This window comes from Vibrio azureus (assembly GCF_002849855.1).
GTDB lineage: Bacteria > Pseudomonadota > Gammaproteobacteria > Enterobacterales > Vibrionaceae > Vibrio > Vibrio azureus.
The window spans coordinates 1799439-1823496 of the sequence record NZ_CP018616.1 but is presented as its reverse complement, the minus strand read 5'-3'; the positions used below and the strand labels follow the sequence as shown (position 1 = coordinate 1823496).

Genomic DNA, 24058 nt, shown 5'->3' with positions numbered 1-24058 from the left:
AAAACGAGCACGAGGCTCGTTTTTGTTCGGGAAAGTACAAGCAATCTCATGGAGTTAGTGTTTTGAACATATCCGTGGATTGGGAAGGGTTATTTTGGCATGCGACCAAATTGATTATCACCTTTTGTGCCCGGCAAGAAGCCATTTTCAATGAAGACACACAAAATACCAATGATAGGCACAAGCGCAATCAGCGCCCGCCGACCACTTACATTGCAGTCATGATAGCGTTTGATGGACATAGCTAACGATTGGCATGAGCAAACAACGATGAAAGTGAAAAAAATCATTAAACCTGTAGAGTTAAGTGTATTGTTGTCCGTGTCAAAGTGCTTTGTTAAAAGGGCAAAACATAAAATTGCTTGAGCCAGCAAATAGAATTGACCTATCCAGTATTGCGTACGGTTGATGCGTCCTGTGAAGGAGAATAAAGTATGTATCATTTTAGGCTTACTTTGGTAGGAATTTATACGGACGTATTATATATAAATAGATATAACAATGTTGACTAAATAACTAGATAAATTAACTAATTAGACAGTTAATTTCAGGTGCAAAAAGTAAAAACGAGCACGAGGCTCGTTTTTGTTAGGGAAAGTACAAACAATCTCATGGAGTAAGTGTTTTGAACTCATCCGGGGATTGTGAAGGATTATTTTGGCATGCGTCCAAATTGGTTATCACCTTCTGTTCCTGGTAAAAAACCAGTTTCAATCAGTAGCCAAAAGCCACCAATGATAGGCACAAGCGAAATCAGTACCCACCAACCACTTTTATTGCGGTCATGAAAGCGTTTGATGTATAGAGCTAGCGATTGCCATGTGCTAAAAATGGAGAAGATACATAGGATAATGTAACCTGTTGCACTTGGCGTATTCGTTTGAGTATCAAAGGTCATTGTCAAAAGGCCGAAACAAACAATTACTTGTACTAGCATGCATAAGGCACCTAACCAATATTGTGTACGATTGATGCGTCCTTCAAAAGAGAATAAAACATGTTTCATTTTAATATTACTTTAGTCGATATTTAGATGAACTCATTATATATGATTAAGCGTAATAATGTTGACTAAATAACTAGATAAATTAACTAATTAGATAGTTGATGAGTTCGAATTTACTCTAGAGTCAATCTTGTTGTATTGGCTAAAAGTTAGCCATTGAAACGAGGTTTGTCCTTTCTCCAAAAGAGGTCTTTTATTCATGCCTATCGTATGACTTTTAGTCAAAGGAAGGTTTTTGCGCTATTATGATGAAAATGTAAACAATTATCAGAAAGCTACAGGTAGAGTGAGCAAATTATCTTCATTTAAGCCCTAACCAAGCTCACAACATGATAAAACCAGCGGGAAAGTGATGCCCCGAAGGCGAATTGTGTGTTATATTTTTGCACCTTACACGTATCGTTAATACGATCTGAAATATAGAGGGATAATGGCTCTATGAGCGATTTAGCTAAAGAGATCACGCCCGTAAACATTGAAGATGAGCTTAGAGGTTCATATCTAGACTATGCGATGTCTGTCATCGTGGGTCGTGCTCTTCCAGATGTGCGTGATGGCCTAAAACCAGTACACCGCCGCGTTTTATTCGCGATGAACGTACTAGGCAACGATTGGAACAAACCATATAAAAAATCTGCCCGTGTTGTCGGCGATGTTATCGGTAAATATCACCCACATGGTGATAGTGCAGTGTACGATACCATCGTACGTATGGCTCAGCCGTTTTCACTTCGTTATATGCTGGTCGATGGTCAAGGTAACTTTGGCTCGATCGATGGCGACTCTGCTGCGGCAATGCGTTATACCGAAGTTCGAATGGCTAAAATTGCCCATGAACTCTTGGCTGATCTAGATAAAGAAACCGTTGATTATGTACCTAACTATGATGGTACAGAACAGATTCCAGCGGTTTTACCAACAAAAGTTCCTAACTTACTGGTCAACGGTGCTTCTGGTATCGCAGTAGGTATGGCAACCAACATCCCGCCTCATAATCTTGGCGAAGTGATCGATGGCTGTCTTGCATACATCAATAATGAAGAAATCACTATTGATGAACTGATGGATTACATTCCTGGTCCTGATTTCCCAACGGCAGCTCTTATTAGTGGTCGTAAAGGCATTGTAGACGCGTACAAAACTGGCCGCGGTAAAATCTACATGCGTTCAAAAGCGGATATCGAAGTAGAGAAGAATGGTAAAGAAACCATTATCGTCACTGAGATCCCTTATCAGGTCAACAAAGCTCGTTTGATCGAAAAGATCGCTGAGCTAGTAAAAGATAAGAAAGTAGAAGGCATTAGTGCGCTTCGCGATGAGTCTGATAAAGACGGCATGCGTATTGTCATTGAATGTAAACGAGATGCAGTGGGCGAAGTGGTTCTAAATAACCTATACGCACAAACTCAGTTGCAAACGACTTTCGGTATCAACATGGTTGCGCTAAACAATGGCCAACCTCAGCTCTTCAACTTGAAAGAGATGTTGAAATGTTTTGTTGATCACCGCCGTGAAGTGGTTACTCGTCGTACTATTTTCGAATTACGCAAGGCTCGTGAACGTGCCCATATTCTTGAAGGATTGGCACTGGCACTCGCAAACATCGATGAAATCATTGAACTTATCCGTAATGCTCCAACACCTGCTGAAGCAAAAGCGGGTCTTGTAGCGCGTGGTTGGGACCTAGGTAACGTAGCAGCAATGCTAGAACGTGCTGGTACCGATGCCGCTCGCCCAGAATGGCTAGAAGAGCAATACGGCATTCGTGACGGCCAATATTTCCTAACCGAAACTCAAGCACAAGCTATTCTAGATCTACGTCTACATAAGCTAACTGGCCTTGAGCACGAGAAGATCCTTGATGAGTATAAAGCTCTTCTAGATGAAATCGCAGAGCTGATGCACATTCTTGCTAGCACAGAGCGTTTGATGGAAATCATTCGTGAAGAGCTGGAAGTTGTGCGTAATGCCTTTGGTGATGAGCGTCGTACTGAAATCACATCAGCAATCCATGATATTGACATGGAAGAGCTTATTGCTCGTGAAGATGTAGTCGTAACGCTGTCTCATGAAGGTTATGTGAAGTACCAAATTCTAAGCGATTACGAAGCGCAACGTCGTGGCGGTAAAGGTAAGAGTGCCACGAAGATGAAAGATGAAGATTACATCGAACGTCTACTGGTTGCTAATACACATGATAATATTCTGTGTTTCTCTACTCGCGGTAAAACCTATCGTTTGAAAGTTTACCAATTGCCTCAGGCAACACGTACGGCACGTGGTAAACCGATCGTCAATATTCTTCCTCTTGAAGATAATGAGCGCATTACCGCGATCCTTCCTGTTGATGAATTCTCTGCTGATAAATTTATCTTCATGGCGACAGGTGATGGTACGGTTAAGAAGACTTCACTTGATCAGTTTGCCAATGTTCGTTCAAACGGCCTCATCGCAGTAAACTTGCGTGATGATGACTCTTTAATCGGTGTCGACATTACAACTGGTTCAAGCAACATTATGCTGTTCTCTAAAGCAGGTAAAGTGGTTCGCTTTAGTGAAGATAAAGTGCGCGCCATGGGTCGTACAGCGGCAGGTGTTCGCGGTATGAAGCTTGCCGATGATGACCAAGTGGTATCTCTGATCGTTCCTGCTAACGAGGGCGATATTCTAACGGTTACTGAAAACGGCTACGGTAAACGTACTGAGTTAGCGGAATACCCAACGAAAGGCCGTGCAACTCAAGGTGTTGTATCAATCAAGGTTTCTGAGCGTAATGGTCCAGTGGTTGGTGCGGTACAAGTTGAAGAAGGTGACGAGATGATGATGATCACCGACGCTGGTACTCTCGTGCGCACACGCGTTTCTGAAGTCAGCCAAGTTGGACGTAATACTCAGGGCGTGACCTTAATTCGAACTGCAGAAGATGAATCCGTGGTTGGATTGCAGAGGATTGATGAAGTCGAAGAAGTTGAATTGCCAGAAGGTGAAGAGGCGGAGTCACCAACTGGTGAAGAGACGCAAGTCAATGTTGATAAATCTGATAACAGCGACGCTTCGGATGACACTTCCAGTGAAGAAGGTGCGGACTAAGTAGTAATGCCCCGACTTTACGTAATGTGATTTTTGGAAGATGCATTTAGTATTAAAGCCGAGCGTTATGCTCGGCTTTGTTGTTTATTGAACTCAAGGTACTTGATTGCGTATATGATAGGGTATTTTATTAACAATTTTGAGAATAATATAAATTTGTTGTCGTTGGTATTGTAGTTGCTGTGAAATGTTATATTATAACATTTGTAAAACGTCATGGCAGTGCATTGAGTTTATAACTGCATTGCTATATCCAAGTGGCCTCAAATCGTCCGTAGTACACAGCATCTTGAGGTTACGCAGGACTAAAAATTAAGAGTGCATGTAAGTTTTATTATGGCTGCAGTGTTGAAAAATGTGTTATTCAGACCCATATTGAGACCAACAAAGCATGCGGTATGTGCATTTAGGTATACAAAGTAACGATTCAAGTGAGTAATGTTATGGCGGAAGTCAGAGCCAGGATAAATTTTAAAGTTGGAGTTAACAGTAACATAGAAGCTGAACTTCTATCGTTTCGTGGACTTGCAACTAACAAAGAGCATGTTGCGGTTATCTTTAAGAAAGCAGATAAAACACAGGCCACACCTCTAGTTAGAATGCACTCTGAGTGTCTGACAGGCGATGTATTCCATTCTTCGCGTTGTGATTGTGGCGAGCAGCTAGAAGAAACGATTGAGCGCATGGGCCAGGTTGGCGGTATCATCCTTTACCTCCGACAGGAAGGGCGTGGAATTGGTCTTTATAATAAAATTGATGCTTACCATTTACAAAGCCAGGGCATGAATACCTATGAGGCGAACAACCACCTAGGTTTTGGTGATGATCTGCGAGATTTTACTGAGGCAGCACAAATGCTTCAAGCGCTAGGGGTCAAAGATATTCGATTGGTAACGAATAATCCTAAAAAGATCAATGAACTTAAAAGCTTTGGTATCAATATCGAAGAGGTAGTAAACACCTCTGCACATATCAAAGAGGGTAATGAAGACTATCTTCGAGCTAAAGTTGCTCATGGTAACCACCGTTTAAAGGTCTATTAATAGACGCTACTCCTAAGTCATCTCAAGATGCAGTGAATCAAATGCTTGAATTAACTTGGATATAAATTGATCAAATTACCTGCAAGCCTCATTGATATGAGGCTTTTTTTGTATCTTAGAGTTGCAAACGAGTCATAAGTTAGTATCATCACGCAATTGATGGTGTAAATAAGAATAATTAGCACTAGCAATTAAGATCAATACAATACTCCCACAAGGATGTTTATGATGAATGTAAAATCAATTCTAGCCCTCTCTATTTCAGGATCACTACTTGTCCTCAGTGGCCCTGTTTCTTCTCAGGATGTGACTGAACAAAAGGTAGTGACAAAACAGCAAGTTGTTGAGTATTACACAGACATTGCCCATGCTGTGTTTGCCGATTCTGTTACTTCTGCAAAAGCATTGGAGCAAAAAGTAAACATCTTTGTTTCTGCCCCTAGCGCAAAAAACTTCGAAGCCGTGAAACAAGCCTGGTTAGATTCGCGTGTGCCATACCAGCAATCAGAGGTTTATCGATTTGGTAATGCTATCGTAGACGACTGGGAAGGGCAGCTTAATGCATGGCCTTTAGATGAAGGTTTGATTGATTATGTCACTACAGACTATCAGTTTGAGTTGGGCAATGAAGGTGCGGCGGCGAATATTATCGCCAACAAAAGCATTAAAGTCGGTAATACAAACCTCGATACCTCTAAGATAACCCCTGAGTTAATTGCCGACCTCAACGAAATCGGCGGCTCAGAAGCGAATGTTGCCTCAGGCTATCACGCAATCGAGTTCTTACTTTGGGGACAAGACTTAAATGGCACCAATGCGGGTGCTGGTCAACGTGCTTACACCGACTTTGTTATCGGTGCTGAGTGTACAAATGGTCATTGTGACCGCCGTGGAGAGTACTTAAAAGCGGCTGCAACATTGCTTGTTCAAGATCTAGAGTGGATGGAAAAGCAGTGGTCTAAAGAGGAGAAAGGCAATTACCGTCAAGAACTACTGAATGAATCGGTTGATAACGGTTTACGTAAGATGCTCTTTGGTATGGGTTCGCTCTCTTTAGGCGAATTGGCTGGCGAAAGAATGAAAGTGGCATTAGAAGCCAACTCTACTGAAGACGAGCATGACTGTTTCTCAGATAATACCCATAATTCTCACTATTACAATGAACAAGGAATCTATAACGTTTATACCGGAAGTTACCAGCGTTTAGATGGCAGTAAAATGGAAGGTCCAAGTATTGCAGACTTGGTTGCACAAAAAGATAAGCAAGCGGCACAGAAAATATTCAATACTTTCAATACGGCGCTAAAACAAGTTGGAGAATTAGTCATATCTGCAGAGCAGAAGGGAGAGCATTTCGACCAACTGATTTCGGCGGGTAATGCGAAAGGTAATGCACTTGTTAATACGACCATCATGTCATTAGTTGCTCAAACTGGCGCGATAGAAGAAGCGGCAAAATTGGTAGGCATTGATAGCCTGAGCCCAGATACGGCTGATCATGAATTTTAATCGTCGTGATAAATGGCTGGAACTTTACGCCTAGGGGTAAGAAACTTCAGTTATTTCAAAGGTCTGCGTCTGAGTGAGTTGAATCAAGCATCTTGAGGTCATTTGGACATAGTTACATGGTTTGGGCTCAAATAGAGCCCCTTTTTATTCCGAGCTCGTTGTTATCGATCTTTTTGTATTAATAGAGCAATAATATGAAAACTTATCTAGTTTCTGCCACTCTCCTACTTTTTTCCGCTACATCCATTGCTTATGGGGTTAAATCTGGCGGGCAAACCAGTGTAAAAAAAGAGGGTGCGAATGCTTTCTCTTTACCTGCTGCAAACTTGCCAATGAGTAAGCGGCTTGATTTCAGCGTCGGAAATAGCTTCTTTAGAAATCCTTGGGTGCAAGCACCGGCTTCAACCGACGCTAGGGATGGTCTAGGTCCATTATTTAATACCAACGGTTGCCAAAATTGCCATATAAAAGATGGCCGAGGTCACCCACCTGAACGCGATGATTCGCATGCTGTGTCTATGCTGGTTCGCCTGAGCATACCGGCAATGACTCCAGAACAAAAAATGGCGTATATCCGTGACGGTCTTATCCCAGAGCCAACTTATGGCGGGCAATTGCAAGATTTCGCCTTACCTAATCAAAAGGCAGAAGGGAAAATTAATATCAGTTACACAGAGTTTCCGGTGCAATTCAAAGATGGCACGATTGTCTATTTAAGAAAGCCAAACCTGAAGATCACAGAACTGGGTTACGGTACCATGCATCCTGATACTCAATTTTCTGCTCGAGTTGCGCCACCAATGATTGGCCTTGGACTTCTGGAAAGCATTCCCGACAGCACTTTACTCGAGTGGTCTGATGCAGAGGATAGCAATAAAGACGGAATTTCAGGGAAAACAAACAAGGTATGGGATATTGAAAAAAATCAGTTTGCAATAGGGAAATTTGGTTGGAAAGCGGGTATGCCGACCTTAATGCAGCAAAATGCCGCGGCTTTCAATGGCGATCTTGGTCTAACGAGTGATTTATTCCCAAATGAAAACTGCACCCAAAATCAGTCGATTTGTCAAGATATGCCAAGTGGTGGAAAGCCAGAAGTGAGTGAAAAGATTCTCAACTTTGTCGAATTCTACAGTCAACATTTGGCGGTTCCAGCTCGACGCAATATGGCGCAACCATCAGTGAAACAGGGAGAAGCCATCTTTGCTCAATCAGGCTGCGAAAGTTGTCATAAGCCCAGTGTTAAAACGGCAAAACGGCCTTCTCTCCCTGCTTTGTCAGAACAGACAATTCACCCTTATACCGACCTTTTACTCCATGATATGGGAGAAGGGCTAGCGGACCGACGACCAGAATATCTTGCCAACGGTCAAGAATGGAGAACTGCGCCACTGTGGGGAATTGGTTACACCAAAGAAGTGAATAACCATACCTATTTCTTACACGATGGCCGGGCTCGAAATTTGATGGAAGCCATCCTATGGCATGGTGGCGAGGCTGAAAAAGCCAAACAAAATGTACTGAAACTCAATGAAAAAGAGCGTGAGTCTTTAATTGCCTTTTTAAACTCTTTGTAGGAAACAATTTTAAATTCTTTGTAGGAAACAATTTTAAATTCTTTGTAGGAAAAAATAATGGTAAACGTACCTTCACTAGGCATGCTGATTGCGGTGATAAGCTTAGTGGGTTGTCAGCCGAATCTGAAAACGGACGAGCAACCAGAACAAACCACACACAGATCACAAGCCGTTTATGAAACCGAGTTTCATTTCGCACAACAATTTTTCTCGCAAACTCAAAATCTAGAAACCGAGTTTGAATCTTACTGTGCAGGATCTGATAGAGATTTATCAAGCTTAAAGCAGCAATGGCACCAAACGATGTTGGCATGGATGTCACTTCAAGGCCAAGAGAGAGGACCAACTCAAGCGATTGAACAAGGATGGAATGTTCAATTTTGGCCTGATAAAAAAAATACAACGGGCCGAAAGATGACTGAACTCACCCAAGGTGACACCCTTTGGTCTGCTGAAAAAATAGCGGAGCAAAGCGTTACTGTTCAGGGGCTTGGTGCGATTGAATGGCTGTTGTATGATTCGGCAGCGAACCTGCAGAGTAATACTTATGCATGCAAAATAGGAATTGCAATCGCAAGCAACTTAAACAACAACGCCAAAACGATCGCACAAGCATGGTTTCTGAACCCATGGCAGACTCTATCTGAGAAAGCTTGGCACTCGGAGTATATTTCCTTACTGTCCAACCAACTTGAATACAGCATGAAAAAGCTCGGTCGACCACTCGCTAAGATTGGCAAACCAAGAGCGTACTTTTCAGAATCCTGGCGTTCAAAAACATCTCTAGACAACCTAAAAGCCAATTTACTCAGTCTGAATACGCTTTACCTTGCGAACGAAGGGGGATTAGATGCGTTACTCCGAACGACAGGTCATGAAAAAATGGCCGATCGCATTGTGAATCAATTTGAAAGAACGTTATCAACTTGGCCTGAAGAGAGTAATGTGTTCGATATAATTCAAACCAAAGAGGGGTATCGAAATCTGTTATCGCTGCATAATAAACTTGAGCAATTAAAGTACTTGATCCATGAGGAAGTGGCGATAGAGCTGGGCGTGGTCATAGGGTTCAATGCAACAGATGGTGACTGATAAAACTCGGCGAAAGCTATTGAAGGCGGCGTTATTTGGTATAAGCGCCCCTTTTATTCCGACTGTAGGAGCATCAATCGCTTCCAGCCTTCGTTCCTCAACCCCAGATACTTCAGATCAAGCCGCTTTAATTGGGTGTGCGATCCTTGGCCGTAATAAATTTGCAGCGGTTATAGCGGATGAGTATGGGCAACCACTGTCGATGCTACCGCTTCCAGAGCGAGGGCACGGCGTTGCAACAAATCAGTTTGGCCATGCAGTGGTGTTTGGTCGGCGGCCTGGCACTTATTTTATGGCTTTTGATTATAAAACACAGCAAGTCTTAAAGTTACAACAGGCCAGACCTGATCGTCATTATTACGGCCACGGTGTTTTCTCCCATGATGGCAGTACATTATTTGCAACGGAAGGCCAGAATCGCACGAGCCAGGGTGTCATCGGTGTTTATGACGCCCATCAACAGTACAAAAAAATTGATGAACTGACCGGCTTTGGTATTGGGCCACATGAAATTATTATGCAGCCTAATGGTGTTTTAGCGGTTGGCGTCGGAGGGGTTCACACCTATGGGCGTACTCCGCTTAATCTCGACACCATGAACCCAAGCTTGACCTATCTTTCTCAAAGTGGCGATGTTTTAGAACAGGTTGTTATGCCTGATAAAAAATTGAGTATTCGGCATTTAGCGCATGATGGTGGTGAAGCGATACTGTGTGGACAGCAGTATCGAGGAGACCCTGACGATTATCCAGCGCTTATTGCCATTCATCGACGAGGGGAACACTTTACGCCATTAAAGGCCGAACCGGAGCAATGGGCGAGGTTTAATCATTATATTGCAAGTATCGCTGCAACGGATAAATGGGTGCTCGCCACCTCGCCACCAGGCAATTGCTATGGGATATGGTCGAAAGAAACCGGCCAGCTTGTCGAACTGAATGCCTTGTCTGATGCATCAGGCGTTGTAACTTATGGTAATGAGTTTAGAGTTAGCTCTGGCAGTGGGGGCGTAATCAGCCATAACCCACCGTCAGTTAAAGAGCACCGGTCTAATGATATTATTTGGGATAATCATTGGGCTAAAATTATTTTATAATTTCAATTACTTACTTTGTCTGTTATATTTATTTCCTTTCGGATGCACGAAGTCTTAACTTTGAAGCAGCATCCTCTGAAATATTTGCCATACTGTTTTTTACGGTAAATTAAGGAAGGAACGATACAATGAACGCCCAAATCCTCATAATAACGGCACTTATGGTGCCGTTTTGCAGCTTTTCAGCTGTCGTTTCTTCTCTTGACGGCGCTTCTACAGAGGTTTCTTCTGCAACTGATTCTTATAAAAGCAGTTCTTTTACAGGCAGTTCTTCGACAGATAGTTCGTTTACGGATGGTTCATTGACAGAGAGTGCTTCTTCAGATCGCTCTTCTTTAGTTGAAGCTTCTGATGACTCTTTTAAAGCCGAAGCAAAAGGTGCGGTCGCCTCACTAGCGGTAGAAAAAAGGATTCATTTTCCGAGCTTAGTTGATGAATTGTATCAGAATACGAATTACCAACTTCACTGGGTCAATGAAAAAAGCGTAGAAGCTCTGATGTCCCAAATGCAGCAAGTGGCTTTTGCCGGTGTTACCTCAGAGTTTGCACATCAGCGCCAGCGCATTGAACAAGTTCGCAGAAGAGGTGATAGTTCCGATATTGATCTTGTGATGACAGACTCTTTGTTGATGTACCTCAGCTATCTGGAGCAATTACCAGAACATGGAAAAGAGTGGTTGTTTTCTAATAAAGTTGAAGCGTTTCTTCCTCCTGTCGGTCAGGACATGTTCAACCGGCTTTCTAATGCGCTGAATAACGGAGAGCTCAACCAATTCTTAGCCAGTCTGAAATCACCATTGCAACAAGAGCCTGTTTTTCAAACGACAGTATCAGACTTAATTGAGCAAAGTCAGCAGGATATCCCGCTTTACACTCAAAAGGGGTTGTTGAAGGTTGGCGATGAACTGCTCGAAAGGGATAAATTAATTCAACGCTTAGCGATTGTCGGTATCGATGTGACAGAACCGAGCAAAGGTGTCGAGGCGTCCGGTCACCCGGGTACAGATCAAGTTACAGAAATCGAAGAGTTGAGTCTGGATGTTCAAGAGTTGCATACCGATGCTTCTGACACTAATCCTGATGCTTCAGATACTAATGCTTCAGATAATCAGGCATCGACGTATGACGAGGTTTTGCAGTCAGCGGTTAAAGACTTTCAAAAAATGCATGGATTAAAAACAGATGGAGTGATTGGCCCGAAAACATTGAGCTGGCTTAATGCTTCTCCTCAGCAAAGACTGCACTCTTTAGCTCTTAACTCGGAACGTTCTCGAATTTGGTCTAAAGATCGAAACAACACCGTTTTTGTCAATATACCGAGTTACGGTGTCACTTATTGGCATGATGGTAGCCCTGTTTTTCAATCGAAAGTTATCGTTGGTAGGGAGTCAAGAAAAACACCAATCATGACAGGGACGATTAACTCAGTAATCTTAAATCCGACTTGGAACGTTCCGCGCAAGATCATGGTGAAAGACATCATTCCTAAGGTGCAGAATAACCCGATGTATCTGATTAAACAAAACATACAGGTAATTCGCTCTTGGGAATCCTCGGCTGCGATTGATCCCTCGACAATAAACTGGGCAACGGTGAACCCAAACACTTTCCCTTATCGCATGCGCCAGTCTTCGGGTAACCATAATGCGCTAGGCTTGTATAAATTTAATATGCCAAATCCACAAGCGATATATTTACATGATACCCCTAGCAAAGGTTTGTTCAATACTGATCGACGAGCTTACAGTTCTGGTTGTGTTAGAGTTGAATACGCAGATAAGCTGGCGGAGTTATTATTTAAATCACAAGGCCTAGAAGCACGTTTAGCTAAGAAGCGTCGTAGCGGGCGCCGTGCAAATAACTGGGTACAGCTCAACGAGCTTGTTCAAGTGCATATCATTTATCAAACGGTACTGATCGAAGATGGTGAATTAAGCTATCGAGATGATATTTACCATTACGATAAAAATGACACTGCTTCAGTATCTTTATAGTTCCGGCTTTATCCTTCCTTATGGCTCTCTGTATTTATCTTTTCAGAGAGCTATCATAAAACGTTACATTTTAATAAAAGTCTATTTTTCATGTTGTTAGGCGTCTTTCCTGTTAGGGTCGTCACGATTCATTTGACTTCAATTTGACGATTTTGCTGCACTTCGCTATTGTCCGCGTTCTGTACAATTATTGAGCTTTATTGTTGAAATGTTAAGTCGTAATATCTCCCGTCGAGGGTTCCTTCAAATGAGTGCTGGTGGTGTGCTGCTGGCTTCAGTTACCCCTAGTCAGATTCTAGCTTCGGAAGTACGTTCATCTCGTACTTTAGCCATGCATAGCTTAAATACAGGGGAGTCTTTGGAAGCTCATTATTTCGATGGCCTGAATTACGTTGATAAAGAGTTAAAACGTTTGGACCACCTTTGTCGAGATCACCGTAAAAATGAGGTCTACCCGTTAGACAGAAGGTTATTTGACCAAATTTGTCAAATACAGGAATTAGTTGGTTCTAAGTCAGAAGTTGTTGTTATTTCGGGTTACCGCTCTCCATTGACTAATGCAGCCTTAAGACAAAATTCTTCGGGTGTTGCGAAGAAAAGTATGCATATGGAAGGACGTGCAATCGACTTTCGCTTAGATGGAGTGAAACTGTCTACTGTACGTGATGCTGCATTAAGCTTGAAAGCAGGCGGCGTCGGCTATTATCCTAGTAGTAACTTTGTGCACATTGATACTGGTGCTGTGCGCTCTTGGTGAGGCTTGCAGTCAATCTGCCTTGGTGTCATAGTGGCGGCAATAACTTTAAATTAAAATATTATAGGTAATCTATGGCTCTGAAATATCAGGTTGTTCCAGTGACACCCTTCTCTCAAAATTGCTCTATCGTCTGGTGTGATGAAACCATGAAGGGCATTGTGGTGGATCCTGGAGGTGATGAGCAACAGCTGGCTCAGGTCATTCAACAACTCGGTGTTGAGGTTGTGGAGCTTGTATTAACGCACGGGCATTTGGATCATGTGGGAGGGACCGAGCCTCTTTCTGCATTGCTTGGCACGGTCAACATTGTCGGCCCAAATCACGCAGATAACTTTTGGCTTCAAGGGTTAGAAGGGCAGAGCCAAATGTTTGGTTTCCCGCTCACTAGGGCGTTCGAGCCCAATAAATGGCTTAATGATGGCGATACCATCACATTTGGCCATCAAAGCTTAGATGTGATTCATACTCCGGGCCATACTCCGGGTCATGTGGTGTTGTTCAGTGAAGAAGCTCGCTTGGCATTTGTCGGTGATGTCCTCTTCAATGGTAGCGTGGGGCGAACTGATTTCCCGCAAGGTGACTTCAACACACTGGTTAATTCAATAAAAACTAAGTTATGGCCATTAGGCAATGATGTCACCTTTATTCCTGGCCATGGGCCTCAGTCTACCTTCGGTTATGAGCGCAAAACGAACCCGTTTGTTGCTGACGAAATGCCGATGTTTTAACGATCGTTACTGAAGATACTCTCTTTAATTGAAAGTACTGTCGTTGTCGAAAGTACCATCGTCATTGAACGTACTGACTTAATTTAACGCATTTACTCTGTTTAACTTACTTAGCCTATTTCACTGACTGACATTGTTGAACGCACTTACATCATAGAGTGCACTCATTCTCTCACTCCATCAGGCTCGGCGGCAGCTAAATAACGCCGAGCTAATCCGACAAAGGCTTCGGGGTCTCTGTCAAGATCTTGGCTTGAAATAAAAATATCGTAGCCGAAAAACTCTCTTTGGTGTTTCATTCGGTTGGCTAACATGGCTTGTAAACCTTTATAGTGCTGACCGGTTTGGCTTGTGTAGGAAGAAGAGTCAAGAATGATGTCTTCGAACTTTTCTTCACAATGATTTTGTTTCGCGCCCAAATACAATAAAGCTCTTTGATTGAGCAGGATGTCGGTTGCGATGCGCGGGCATATCGCATCTAAATACGGCGCATAGCTTTTCAAACGGATACCAACCCAAGGTAAAGGTTCATACCACCCATCTTGTTGGTAATTGCATATGCCAATCGACTCAATATTTCTCCAACGTATTACCCACCCCCCTTTGAACAAGTGCTGTTGAAAGTGCGAAGCCGTTAGGGTGAAAGATACTTGGCTTTTTTTGACCATAAAAACAGAAAAGCCGATGAAACATGCCATAAGCAGAGTGAACAATATGGCTTGCTTCCAGCTTGCGGCAAGGAATATCAGCAGTAAAGTTGCACCAATGGCGAGTGCAAGCAGGATTTTTGCAACCTTAGAATGAAGGTCAAAGTGAGAGTGGATCAAATGTAGTGTTTTCATTGATTTATAGATAAGCTCTTTACGTCAAATATGTACCATAGAGGTGTGTAAATTGTAGTCGACTTACCTTATGTTCGCATTTTTGATGTTGTTTTGCTGATAAAGCCTACAAATTCGTTGCAAATTTTGATATAAAACGCGCTTCAAATTTTTATCCCTTGAGATGCGGTGAACTGGAGAAACATTCAATGAGACTTGCTCATAAGCGTAAAGTGCAGATGAAACTGCAAAAACGCATTAAAGCGACAATTGCAAACGTAGAAGCGGTAAAAAGCGAAGTCGCTAAACCTGTTGTTAAGAAAGAAAAAGTAAACACTGCTGCTCAACAAGTAGTTGCTGAGAAGAAAGTGGCAACAACTAATGTAGCACTTACTCCTAAACAGCAACAAGTTCTAGACATCGTTTTAGCAAACTCGGAAGGCATCAACTCAAAAGGTATTGGTTTAGCAGCGGGTCAAGAAGATGCAAAAGCAGCATCATGGGCAAGTGGTGCTCTTAAGAAACTTCTTGATGAAAACCTTGTTCAAAAAGAGCAACTCGCTGGTAATAAAGTGATTTATAAGTCTGCGTAATCGCTTATTTATACCCAAGTAACCTCGATCTGAATGAAGCTTCTTGAGGTCATTTGGGTATATACGCTAAAAAATCAATGCCTCGCTTATCTCGGGGCATTTTTTAATTTCTAAACTCTCTTCATCCTAAAATCATTCGGTGCTCATTTACTCAACCCTTCATTGGCACCAAATATGCACCCTCCCACCTGATGTAAACAAAAACAACTAAGAATACGACTTTCCCCAGCTGGAGTTGCCTAGATTCTCATATTGATATTGATATTGATATTGATATTGATATCACTGGTCGGATGTTAGCGATAGTTTGGGGAAAATGGAGAGACTTATGTTTAGACGGTTACTGATGTTATGTTCCCTTGCTCTGCCGATAGCAGTGCAGGCTAACCCACTTACTCTGGAAGGAGATTATCAAACCACGGCGGGAGGGGTGAATTACCAAGTCTCCCCGAACCCAATAAGTTGGGCGGCTTTTTATGATTTATCAACCAGCAGTTTACCTATTGGTTCATTTTCGATGTCGGCAAGTTTGCCCGGAGCCCATGAGTTAGTGGCTGGCTCGATACAATTGCCGAATAATCTTACGGTGACCTCCAGTTCTAGTTCTGGCTTTACAGTCAGTGCTGATAATTTCAATCCTTATGTTACCTCTAAAGAGGTTTTAAGTATCGGTGATATCGTTATTTCTGGAATTAATGGCGATGGCGTTACCCCTTTTGTGACGAAAGATAGAAGCCGATTCTTTTTGGTTTTCCATAATGCCAACGAACCAACCCCTCTGTATTGTCATGAAATTCCAACCAACCAAGCTTGTCCAGGTTACCCTAGGCCTTCTCCATTCGGCGGTTTTGATAATCATTTTATACCAACTATGGAATTAAACTTTTTTGATGAAATTGACGATAAACTCTACCAAAATGGTATCGGGCGTGATGCTAACTGGCAGCCAATATATTACGGAATTAATTGTTGGGATATGATGAATGATACCCAATGTGGTGACGTAGTTATCGGTGATGATGGGTATATGACTTCCCGGCCAATGAGAGTAGGAGATAAGATTTATGCCACAACAACTAAAAATGAAATTTATTGTTTTAGCCTAGATTTAGCCACGAGTTGTGATGGGTACCCTAAACAACTTGGTGTTCCTACACCGTTGTCCCAATCTTCTCATAATGATTCTGTTGCCATTGGTCATAGGATCTACTTCGCTGCCCATTCCCACTTAGCTTGCTGGGACACACAAACCGACGCCTTGTGTAATAGCCCTTGGTCGCTTGCAGAGTTAGATACACCTACAAACTCTGGGCGTTTATTTTTGGCGTATGATACTCAGTCACAGCCAGATAAAGTCTGTTATGGTTCGACTTCATCGGAGTGTATTTCGCTTGCGACGGGTGAGAGCTCACCTCACAGCTTTGCTTTCGCAGGTCTATATGGCTATACCGATGATTTTACTAATTCTCTGGGGCAGAAAATAACCTTTTTGCCTACAGGGTATGATCTATATGCTTATAATTGGGTCACGGAAAGCATTATAGAATTTACCGATATACCAAGTAATTGGCAATATGGTGTGCATATTGATAGCGCGGGTTGTCTTTGGGTTGGTGGTCACGATTTGAATCTAGCCTTCGGTCTCCGATTAGATACCAATATTGAACCCTTGCCATCTTCAATGGCAGATGGTTGTAAGAATGGCCGAGCATTAGGCACTATTACACCCAAAAACAACTACTGTGCGACAGGCTCTGCTACTGTCACCACTTGGTCAACGGTAGTGATTGAAAATATCACCGGCAGCGACTATTCAAGTGTCCAACTGGAACTCAGTGACGGTGATGGCAACCTGTTACAAACGGTTGATGTATTGAGTGGTTTAACCGGGACCACCTTTACACTGGACATTAATACTCCGACATTTAATGCCCACGATTCTTTGAAATACAATCTTGTTGCAGTCCCCGTTGTTAATGTACAAACGACGACTCCTACCCTTCATATTGACTTTGCTGGACCTGCAGCAGAAGTGTGTTTTGATTCGGTTGCCAATACAGCCAGTTGTAATCTAGACCAAACCGTAGACTTGACCCTAACCAGTGACGTAGATGGTGTAACGAATAACCTGAACGTGAGTGGTATTTACTCGGTGAATAACACTTGTACCAATCTGGATGACTTTGATTTTGGTGATGCGCCAGAAAGCTATGGTACGTTAGCCGCGGATGATGGTCCAAAACATATTGTGACGTCTGGTTTGTATCTAGGCAGCGCCTTATCGGATGTCGACCCAGATGGTATCCCGAGTACCAATGCTGATGGTGATGACAACGAAGGCAGTAACGATGAAGACGGCGTGGTTATTCAAACGCCATTTGAAACCGGTAAAGCCTCTGTGATTGAAGTGCTAGCGAACACAGGTGGCGACGAGGCGTATCTGCAATGTTGGACGGATTGGAACCAATCGGGTCAATTTGATACTGACGAGCAGTTCCTGAAAAATTATGCGCTGAGTGATGGCAGCAACACCATTGTGATGGACGTGCCGATTGATGCTCAGCTGGGCAGTACCTATATGCGTTGTCGTGTATCAGGGATGACAGACCTTGGCCCAACCGGCTTTGGCGGGGGTGGTGAAGTTGAGGACTACGCAGTCAATGTATCCCAAGGTGACGTGAACTACGTTTATTTACCGAGTGCTTCGGGTTGGTATACTGCAGCCTTCGAAGATAACTGGCCAATGATGGGTGACTACGACCTAAATGACGTGGTGATGCAATACCGAGTGATTTTGCATGAGAGCAGCGCTCATAATGGCGATGTGGTCCGCGTTGATGTGGTCGGTCAGTTAGCTGCTTATGGCGCAAGCTATAACAACGGTTTTGCCTTGCACTTCCCGGGTATTGACCGTGCGATGGTTGATGCTGCGTCTTCACGTTTCTACCGTAATCAAACACAAGTCGGCACCATGCTGGATATGAATGCGACTGAGCTTATCGTGATAGCCAGTAACGACTTGAAAAATGCACTGACGTTTAACAGTGGATGTGATTATCATCGTACCGAATCACACTGTCTGAATGAGCCTGTGCAGTTTACCTTTAACGCGAAAATGCCACTGGCCAGTGCGCAGCCTTCGTCGACCTTTATTGAAACGGGCTCAATGCCAGGCGGCTATGACCCCTTCATCTTTGGTGGCGGTGGCTGGCGTGAAACGCCTCCAGGTGGTGGTTTAGGTCGTGAGTTTGAGATACACACTGCAGACCGAGCGCCGACGTCAGTCGGGGATACGGTTTCCTCAAGCTTCTTTACTCAAGGGGATGACATCTCTGATGGCACGGTGTACTACCGTAACAGCAACCAATTGCCATGGGGTATCATCATTACCGACGATTGGGCTCACTCACTGGAATACCGAGACATCAGTCAAACTTATCCTGAGTTCCCAACCTTTGTGACCACCAGTGGTGCGCAATCTGCGGATTGGTACACGCCAAGTAAAGCGTCTTACGGTTACTACGGCAGTGACAACGGCGTGATGCATGTGACAGTGTCGGGCGGTAAGTATTACCTCAATGGGGTAGAAGCGCCAAGCTTGACCTTGCAACGTGGCCGCACTTATGTGTTTGAACAACATGAAGGCACCAATGCCGGTCATCCATTAGCGATTCGTACTACCGATGACCAACCGTACACCAGTGGAGTGATGTCATACGGTGGCGATGCGGGCAGCATGCGTTCACAAGTGAAGTTCCAAGTACCAATGGATGCGCCAGACAGCTTGCGTTATTACTGTACCGTGCATGGCAATGGTATGGGTAATGTGTTGAACATCACCAACTAACAGGAGAGAGTAAGATGAAATACTTATCAATTTGGACGCCTTGTGCGTTAGCAATATCCGCTCTTCTGGTCGGTTGTGGTGGCGGTGAGGGAGGCGGAGCCAGTGCTCCGCCAAGCACACCGACACCAGCCTTGTACGGTGAAGCGTTGGAAGAAGCGGAAACCGCGGAACTCGTGGCACAAAAAGGATTTAACTTTGGTACGGATTATAAAGTGGATGTGTCGCTTTCGGTGGCAGAGCCTGCGGGTGCGGAGGGGTACCTTTCGTTGTACACCGAATTTGATGCAGCCAGTGGTCGTCCGGATTATGCCTCACGGATTGTGTTATCGACCTTAGATAACCAAGGAGGCTACAGCCATTCGATGCGCTTACCTAACCATGTTACTCAAGTGTGGGCTGAAGTATGGTATCGAGATGCGCCGACCAAACCACTCAAACAGATGCTCACCGTCAGCAATGGCGTGATTAACGAGACGTTGTAGAAAAATAGCAACTTAAACTCAAAAAACGGGAAGGCAATGGGCTTTCCCGTTTTTTTGCTCAAGTATATTTCTTAGCATCTATTTATTCTCTTATTCTCTTATTCTCAAAGTTCAGTGTCTTTAGCGCCACTGTACTTTGGGATTAAAAATGACCTTGGCATCAAAAATGCAGATTCTCTCCTGATGTAAACAAAAACAACTAAGAATACAACTTTCCCCAGCGTGAGCCGTCCAGATTCTCATATTGATATTGATATTAGCAATCGGATGTCGGTGACATATCGGGGAAAATGGAGAGACTTATGTTTAGACGGTTACTGATGTTATGTTCCCTTGCACTGCCGATAGCAGCGCAGGCTAACCCACTTACTCTAGAAGGAGATTATCAAACCACGGCGGGAGGGGTGAATTACCAAGTATCCCCAAACCCAATAAGTTGGGCGGCTTTTTATGACTTATCAACCAGCAGTTTACCCATTGGTTCATTTTCGATGTCGACAAGCTTATCGGGGGCTCATGAACTAGTAACGAGTTCACTACAAGTCCCAAATAACCTCCAAGTTACCTCCAATTCTAACTCTGGTTTTACCATTAGTGCTGATAATTATAACCCTTATGTAACAACAAAAGATGTCTTAGGGATCGGCGATATTTTCATATCAGGTGTTTCAGGTGACGGCATCACTCCTTATGTTACAAAAGACACGAGTCGCTTCTTTCTAACATTTCATAATCAACCAGCGTCAGGTCCTTTGTATTGTCATGAAATTCCAACTAATCAAACTTGCCCAGGATATCCTAGGCATTACCCATTTAATGGTGGGAATGGAATAGTGGAAGTGCAAGGATTAAGCTTTTTTGACACTGAGACAGATAAGCTTTATATACACACTAAGCAAATGCTAGGTAATACCTGGGGCATAAATGATGCCTTTGGAATAAGTTGTTGGGATACAATGAATGACTCCTCTTGCGGTGAGATAGTACTTTTTGAGAGTTCTTCTGAATCACTGTCTAGGATTGTTAAAGCGGGTAATAACTTGTTCGCAATTAACAAACAGGGAGAGATATTTTGTACAGATTTAGCATTGAGCTCTATGTGTGACGGATATCCTAAAGACCTCGGAACCCATTTTGAGTCTGTGACTTATCACATGGATGGGATCGGACATGAACAAAAAAGTTATTTCTTCATCAACGGCCAGAGGTTCATGTGCTGGGATTCAGTCTCGCATTCACTTTGCTCAGGATGGAATTACCCAATCCAAATCTATCACCATTCCCCAGCAACCTGGGTGAGAGCATTTGTGGGTTTTGACAGTAATGCTCTACCGGACAGAGCATGTGCATTAAGAGGTGGTGAAGGTTTAACAAGCAGTCAATGTGTTGCATTTTCGACAGGAGCAATATCCACTCACTCAATAACTGGTATGTTTTTACACGGTGATATCTCGCAATTCATTAATCCACAAGGGCAAGCTGTCACGGTTATAGCTGGTTGGACTGAAACACGTGCTTATAATTGGTCAACCGAGACGGAAACAGTATTTGCAGACTCGCCAAGTAAAGCATACGGCTCATTCTTAGATTCAAACGGATGTTTATGGTTTGGTGGGCATGAGCTCGATGTAGCACTAGAAACTCGCCTTGATACAACGAAAGTACCCATGTCAACCTCGTTACTCGATGGTTGTAAAAATGCTAAAGCATCGGGAACGATTACCCCTCAGAATAACTACTGTGCAACTGGTTCCGCCACGGTGACCACTTGGTCTAATGTTATTATCGAAAATATTACTGCCAGTGACTACTCCAGCTTACAATTGGAATTGAGTGATGGGGATGGTAATTTACTTCACAGCGTTGATGTCTTGGCTAATGTCGTGGGCTCGACCTTCACATTAGACATCAACACGGCCTTGTTTAATGGCCATGAAACCTTGAAATACGATGTTCTCGGTGTGCCTGTTTCTGGTACTCAGAGTACCGTTCCTACCCTTCATATTGACTTTACAGGGCCTGATCCAGAAGTCTGTTTTGAGACCCAATCAACAGCGGCTAGTTGTAACATCGATCAGTCAATGGACTTGACGATGACAAGCAATGAAGATGGTTCGACGAACAGTGTGAGTGTTAACGGTATCTACTCTGTGCATAACACTTGTACTAACCTAGACGACCATGATTATGGTGATGCTCCGGAAAGCTATGGCACCCTAGCGGCGGATGATGGTCCAAAACATGTGGTGATTACAAACCTGTATCTTGGCAGTGCTGCTACCGATGTCGACCCAGATGGTATCCCGAGTACCAATGCTGATGGTGATGACAACGAAGGCAGTAACGATGAAGACGGCGTGGTTATTCAAACGCCATTTGAAACCGGTAAAGCCTCTGTGATTGAAGTGCTAGCGAACACAGGTGGCGACGAGGCGTATCTGCAATGTTGGACGGATTGGAACCAATCGGGTCAATTTGATACTGACGAGCAGTTCCTGAAAAATTATGCGCTGAGTGATGGCAGCAACACCATTGTGATGGACGTGCCGATTGATGCTCAGCTGGGCAGTACCTATATGCGTTGTCGTGTATCAGGGATGACAGACCTTGGCCCAACCGGCTTTGGCGGGGGTGGTGAAGTTGAGGACTACGCAGTCAATGTATCCCAAGGTGACGTGAACTACGTTTATTTACCGAGTGCTTCGGGTTGGTATACTGCAGCCTTCGAAGATAACTGGCCAATGATGGGTGACTACGACCTAAATGACGTGGTGATGCAATACCGAGTGATTTTGCATGAGAGCAGCGCTCATAATGGCGATGTGGTCCGCGTTGATGTGGTCGGTCAGTTAGCTGCTTATGGCGCAAGCTATAACAACGGTTTTGCCTTGCACTTCCCGGGTATTGACCGTGCGATGGTTGATGCTGCGTCTTCACGTTTCTACCGTAATCAAACACAAGTCGGCACCATGCTGGATATGAATGCGACTGAGCTTATCGTGATAGCCAGTAACGACTTGAAAAATGCACTGACGTTTAACAGTGGATGTGATTATCATCGTACCGAATCACACTGTCTGAATGAGCCTGTGCAGTTTACCTTTAACGCGAAAATGCCACTGGCCAGTGCGCAACCTTCGTCGACCTTTATTGAAACGGGCTCAATGCCAGGCGGCTATGACCCATTCATCTTTGGTGGCGGTGGCTGGCGTGAAACGCCTCCAGGTGGTGGTTTAGGTCGTGAGTTTGAGATACACACTGCAGACCGAGCGCCGACGTCCGTCGGGGATACGGTTTCTTCAAGCTTCTTTACTCAAGGGGATGACATCTCTGATGGCACGGTGTATTACCGTAACAGCAACCAATTGCCATGGGGTATCATCATTACCGACGATTGGGCTCACTCACTGGAATACCGAGACATCAGTCAAACTTATCCTGAGTTCCCAACCTTTGTGACCACCAGTGGTGCGCAATCTGCGGATTGGTACACGCCAAGTAAAGCGTCTTACGGTTACTACGGCAGTGACAACGGCGTCATGCATGTGACGGTGTCGGGCGGTAAGTACTACCTCAATGGGGTAGAAGCGCCAAGCTTGACCTTACAACGTGGCCGCACTTATGTGTTTGAACAACATGAAGGCACCAATGCCGGTCATCCATTAGCGATTCGTACTACCGATGACCAACCGTACACCAGTGGAGTGATGTCATACGGTGGCGATGCGGGCAGCATGCGTTCACAAGTGAAGTTCCAAGTACCAATGGATGCGCCAGACAGCTTGCGTTACTACTGTACCGTGCATGGCAATGGTATGGGTAATGTGTTGAACATCACCAACTAACAGGAGAGAATAAGATGAAATACTTATCAATTTGGACGCCTTGTGCGTTAGCAATATCCGCTCTTCTGGTCGGTTGTGGTGGCGGTGAGGGAGGCGGAGCCAGTGCTCCGCCAAGCACACCGACACCAGCCTTGTACGGTGAAGCGTTGGAAGAAGCGGAAACCGCGGAACTCGTGGCACAAAAAGGATTTAACTTTGGTACGGATTATAAAGTGGATGTGTCGCTTTCGGTGGCAGAGCCTGCGGGTGCGGAGGGGTACCTTTCGTTGTACACCGAATTTGATGCTGCCAGTGGTCGTCCGGATTACGCTTCGCGGATTGTGTTATCGACCTTAGATAACCAAGGAGGCTACAGCCATTCGATGCGCTTGCCTAACCATGTTAATCAAGTGTGGGCTGAAGTATGGTATCGAGATGCGCCAACCAAACCACTCAAACAGATGCTAACTGTCAGCAATGGCGTGATTAACGAGACGTTGTAGTTGCTGCAATAAAATTAAAAAACGGGAAGGCAATGTGCTTTCCCGTTTTTTGATCAGCCGCTGAGTATTTCAACATATACCTGAATTATTATTGTG

At 44.0% G+C, this 24058-nt stretch carries 17 protein-coding genes; 14 read left to right on the top strand and 3 right to left on the bottom strand.

Annotation, left to right across the window (positions count from 1 at the left end):
- Positions 1 to 89: 89 nt before the first annotated feature.
- Both BS333_RS08215 and BS333_RS08210 read right to left on the bottom strand, forming a co-directional pair.
- A complete protein-coding gene (locus BS333_RS08215; RefSeq protein ID WP_021709091.1) occupies positions 90 to 443 on the bottom strand; it encodes a DUF805 domain-containing protein in 354 nt (117 codons plus the stop codon).
- A gap of 209 nt (positions 444 to 652) precedes the next feature.
- On the bottom strand, positions 653 to 1006 hold the full coding sequence (locus BS333_RS08210; protein ID WP_021709090.1) for a DUF805 domain-containing protein: 354 nt from the start codon (positions 1004 to 1006) through the stop codon (positions 653 to 655).
- A gap of 438 nt (positions 1007 to 1444) precedes the next feature.
- Here BS333_RS08210 and gyrA point away from each other — a divergent pair, with 438 nt between their 5' ends.
- From gyrA to BS333_RS08165, 9 genes are all read left to right on the top strand, one after another.
- Positions 1445 to 4096: a DNA topoisomerase (ATP-hydrolyzing) subunit A gene (gyrA, locus tag BS333_RS08205; protein ID WP_021709089.1), complete on the top strand. Its 2652-nt coding sequence runs from the start codon at positions 1445 to 1447 to the stop codon at positions 4094 to 4096.
- Between the two features lie 443 nt (positions 4097 to 4539).
- Complete coding sequence (locus BS333_RS08200) at positions 4540 to 5139, top strand: GTP cyclohydrolase II (RefSeq protein ID WP_021709088.1); 600 nt, start codon at positions 4540 to 4542, stop codon at positions 5137 to 5139.
- 228 nt (positions 5140 to 5367) lie between these two features.
- Positions 5368 to 6648 (top strand): imelysin family protein, encoded by a 1281-nt coding sequence (locus tag BS333_RS08195; RefSeq protein WP_021709087.1) that lies wholly within the window; start codon positions 5368 to 5370, stop codon positions 6646 to 6648.
- Between the two features lie 194 nt (positions 6649 to 6842).
- Positions 6843 to 8225 (top strand): di-heme oxidoreductase family protein, encoded by a 1383-nt coding sequence (locus BS333_RS08190; RefSeq protein ID WP_021709086.1) that lies wholly within the window; start codon positions 6843 to 6845, stop codon positions 8223 to 8225.
- A 57-nt stretch (positions 8226 to 8282) separates the two neighbouring features.
- The gene (locus tag BS333_RS08185) at positions 8283 to 9317 is read left to right on the top strand and encodes an imelysin family protein (RefSeq protein ID WP_021709085.1); all 1035 of its coding nucleotides are present in this window, start codon (positions 8283 to 8285) and stop codon (positions 9315 to 9317) included.
- Complete coding sequence (locus BS333_RS08180) at positions 9298 to 10413, top strand: DUF1513 domain-containing protein (RefSeq protein ID WP_021709084.1); 1116 nt, start codon at positions 9298 to 9300, stop codon at positions 10411 to 10413. Before BS333_RS08185 ends, BS333_RS08180 begins: the two co-directional genes overlap by 20 nt.
- Positions 10414 to 10541: 128 nt before the next feature.
- A complete protein-coding gene (gene ldtD / locus BS333_RS08175; protein WP_021709083.1) occupies positions 10542 to 12407 on the top strand; it encodes a L,D-transpeptidase in 1866 nt (621 codons plus the stop codon).
- A gap of 208 nt (positions 12408 to 12615) precedes the next feature.
- On the top strand, positions 12616 to 13164 hold the full coding sequence (gene mepK, locus BS333_RS08170) for a peptidoglycan L,D-endopeptidase MepK (protein ID WP_021709082.1): 549 nt from the start codon (positions 12616 to 12618) through the stop codon (positions 13162 to 13164).
- Positions 13165 to 13235: 71 nt separating this feature from the next.
- Entirely contained in the window at positions 13236 to 13892 is a 657-nt protein-coding gene (locus tag BS333_RS08165) for an MBL fold metallo-hydrolase (protein WP_021709081.1), read from the top strand.
- Between the two features lie 164 nt (positions 13893 to 14056).
- Here the strand turns inward: BS333_RS08165 and BS333_RS08160 are convergent, their stop codons facing one another.
- Positions 14057 to 14734, bottom strand: a complete 678-nt coding sequence (locus tag BS333_RS08160; RefSeq protein ID WP_033003537.1) for a DUF2982 domain-containing protein — start codon at positions 14732 to 14734, stop codon at positions 14057 to 14059.
- Positions 14735 to 14922: 188 nt separating this feature from the next.
- Here BS333_RS08160 and BS333_RS08155 point away from each other — a divergent pair, with 188 nt between their 5' ends.
- The 5 genes from BS333_RS08155 (at position 14923) to BS333_RS08135 (ending at position 23962) form a co-directional block, all read left to right on the top strand.
- Entirely contained in the window at positions 14923 to 15306 is a 384-nt protein-coding gene (locus BS333_RS08155; RefSeq protein WP_021709079.1) for a hypothetical protein, read from the top strand.
- Positions 15307 to 15634: 328 nt separating this feature from the next.
- The gene (locus tag BS333_RS08150; RefSeq protein WP_158297044.1) at positions 15635 to 19153 is read left to right on the top strand and encodes an LruC domain-containing protein; all 3519 of its coding nucleotides are present in this window, start codon (positions 15635 to 15637) and stop codon (positions 19151 to 19153) included.
- A gap of 14 nt (positions 19154 to 19167) precedes the next feature.
- Positions 19168 to 19635: a hypothetical protein gene (locus BS333_RS08145; protein WP_021711919.1), complete on the top strand. Its 468-nt coding sequence runs from the start codon at positions 19168 to 19170 to the stop codon at positions 19633 to 19635.
- A gap of 302 nt (positions 19636 to 19937) precedes the next feature.
- Entirely contained in the window at positions 19938 to 23480 is a 3543-nt protein-coding gene (locus BS333_RS08140; protein WP_158297042.1) for an LruC domain-containing protein, read from the top strand.
- Positions 23481 to 23494: 14 nt separating this feature from the next.
- Positions 23495 to 23962 carry a hypothetical protein gene (locus BS333_RS08135; RefSeq protein WP_021709543.1) on the top strand — a complete coding sequence of 156 codons (468 nt, stop codon included), beginning with the start codon at positions 23495 to 23497 and terminating at the stop codon, positions 23960 to 23962.
- The last annotated feature ends 96 nt before the right edge of the window (positions 23963 to 24058 follow it).

Excerpts from the sequence above, each read along its gene's own strand:
- BS333_RS08215 (WP_021709091.1), bottom strand. The coding sequence starts at position 443 with ATGATACATACTTTATTCTCCTTCACAGGACGCATCAACCGTACGCAA.
- BS333_RS08210 (WP_021709090.1), bottom strand. The coding sequence starts at position 1,006 with ATGAAACATGTTTTATTCTCTTTTGAAGGACGCATCAATCGTACACAA.
- gyrA (WP_021709089.1), top strand. The coding sequence starts at position 1,445 with ATGAGCGATTTAGCTAAAGAGATCACGCCCGTAAACATTGAAGATGAG.
- BS333_RS08200 (WP_021709088.1), top strand. The coding sequence starts at position 4,540 with ATGGCGGAAGTCAGAGCCAGGATAAATTTTAAAGTTGGAGTTAACAGT.
- BS333_RS08195 (WP_021709087.1), top strand. The coding sequence starts at position 5,368 with ATGAATGTAAAATCAATTCTAGCCCTCTCTATTTCAGGATCACTACTT.
- BS333_RS08190 (WP_021709086.1), top strand. The coding sequence starts at position 6,843 with ATGAAAACTTATCTAGTTTCTGCCACTCTCCTACTTTTTTCCGCTACA.
- BS333_RS08185 (WP_021709085.1), top strand. The coding sequence starts at position 8,283 with ATGGTAAACGTACCTTCACTAGGCATGCTGATTGCGGTGATAAGCTTA.
- BS333_RS08180 (WP_021709084.1), top strand. The coding sequence starts at position 9,298 with ATGCAACAGATGGTGACTGATAAAACTCGGCGAAAGCTATTGAAGGCG.
- ldtD (WP_021709083.1), top strand. The coding sequence starts at position 10,542 with ATGAACGCCCAAATCCTCATAATAACGGCACTTATGGTGCCGTTTTGC.
- mepK (WP_021709082.1), top strand. The coding sequence starts at position 12,616 with ATGTTAAGTCGTAATATCTCCCGTCGAGGGTTCCTTCAAATGAGTGCT.
- BS333_RS08165 (WP_021709081.1), top strand. The coding sequence starts at position 13,236 with ATGGCTCTGAAATATCAGGTTGTTCCAGTGACACCCTTCTCTCAAAAT.
- BS333_RS08160 (WP_033003537.1), bottom strand. The coding sequence starts at position 14,734 with ATGAAAACACTACATTTGATCCACTCTCACTTTGACCTTCATTCTAAG.
- BS333_RS08155 (WP_021709079.1), top strand. The coding sequence starts at position 14,923 with ATGAGACTTGCTCATAAGCGTAAAGTGCAGATGAAACTGCAAAAACGC.
- BS333_RS08150 (WP_158297044.1), top strand. The coding sequence starts at position 15,635 with ATGTTTAGACGGTTACTGATGTTATGTTCCCTTGCTCTGCCGATAGCA.
- BS333_RS08145 (WP_021711919.1), top strand. The coding sequence starts at position 19,168 with ATGAAATACTTATCAATTTGGACGCCTTGTGCGTTAGCAATATCCGCT.
- BS333_RS08140 (WP_158297042.1), top strand. The coding sequence starts at position 19,938 with ATGTTTAGACGGTTACTGATGTTATGTTCCCTTGCACTGCCGATAGCA.
- BS333_RS08135 (WP_021709543.1), top strand. The coding sequence starts at position 23,495 with ATGAAATACTTATCAATTTGGACGCCTTGTGCGTTAGCAATATCCGCT.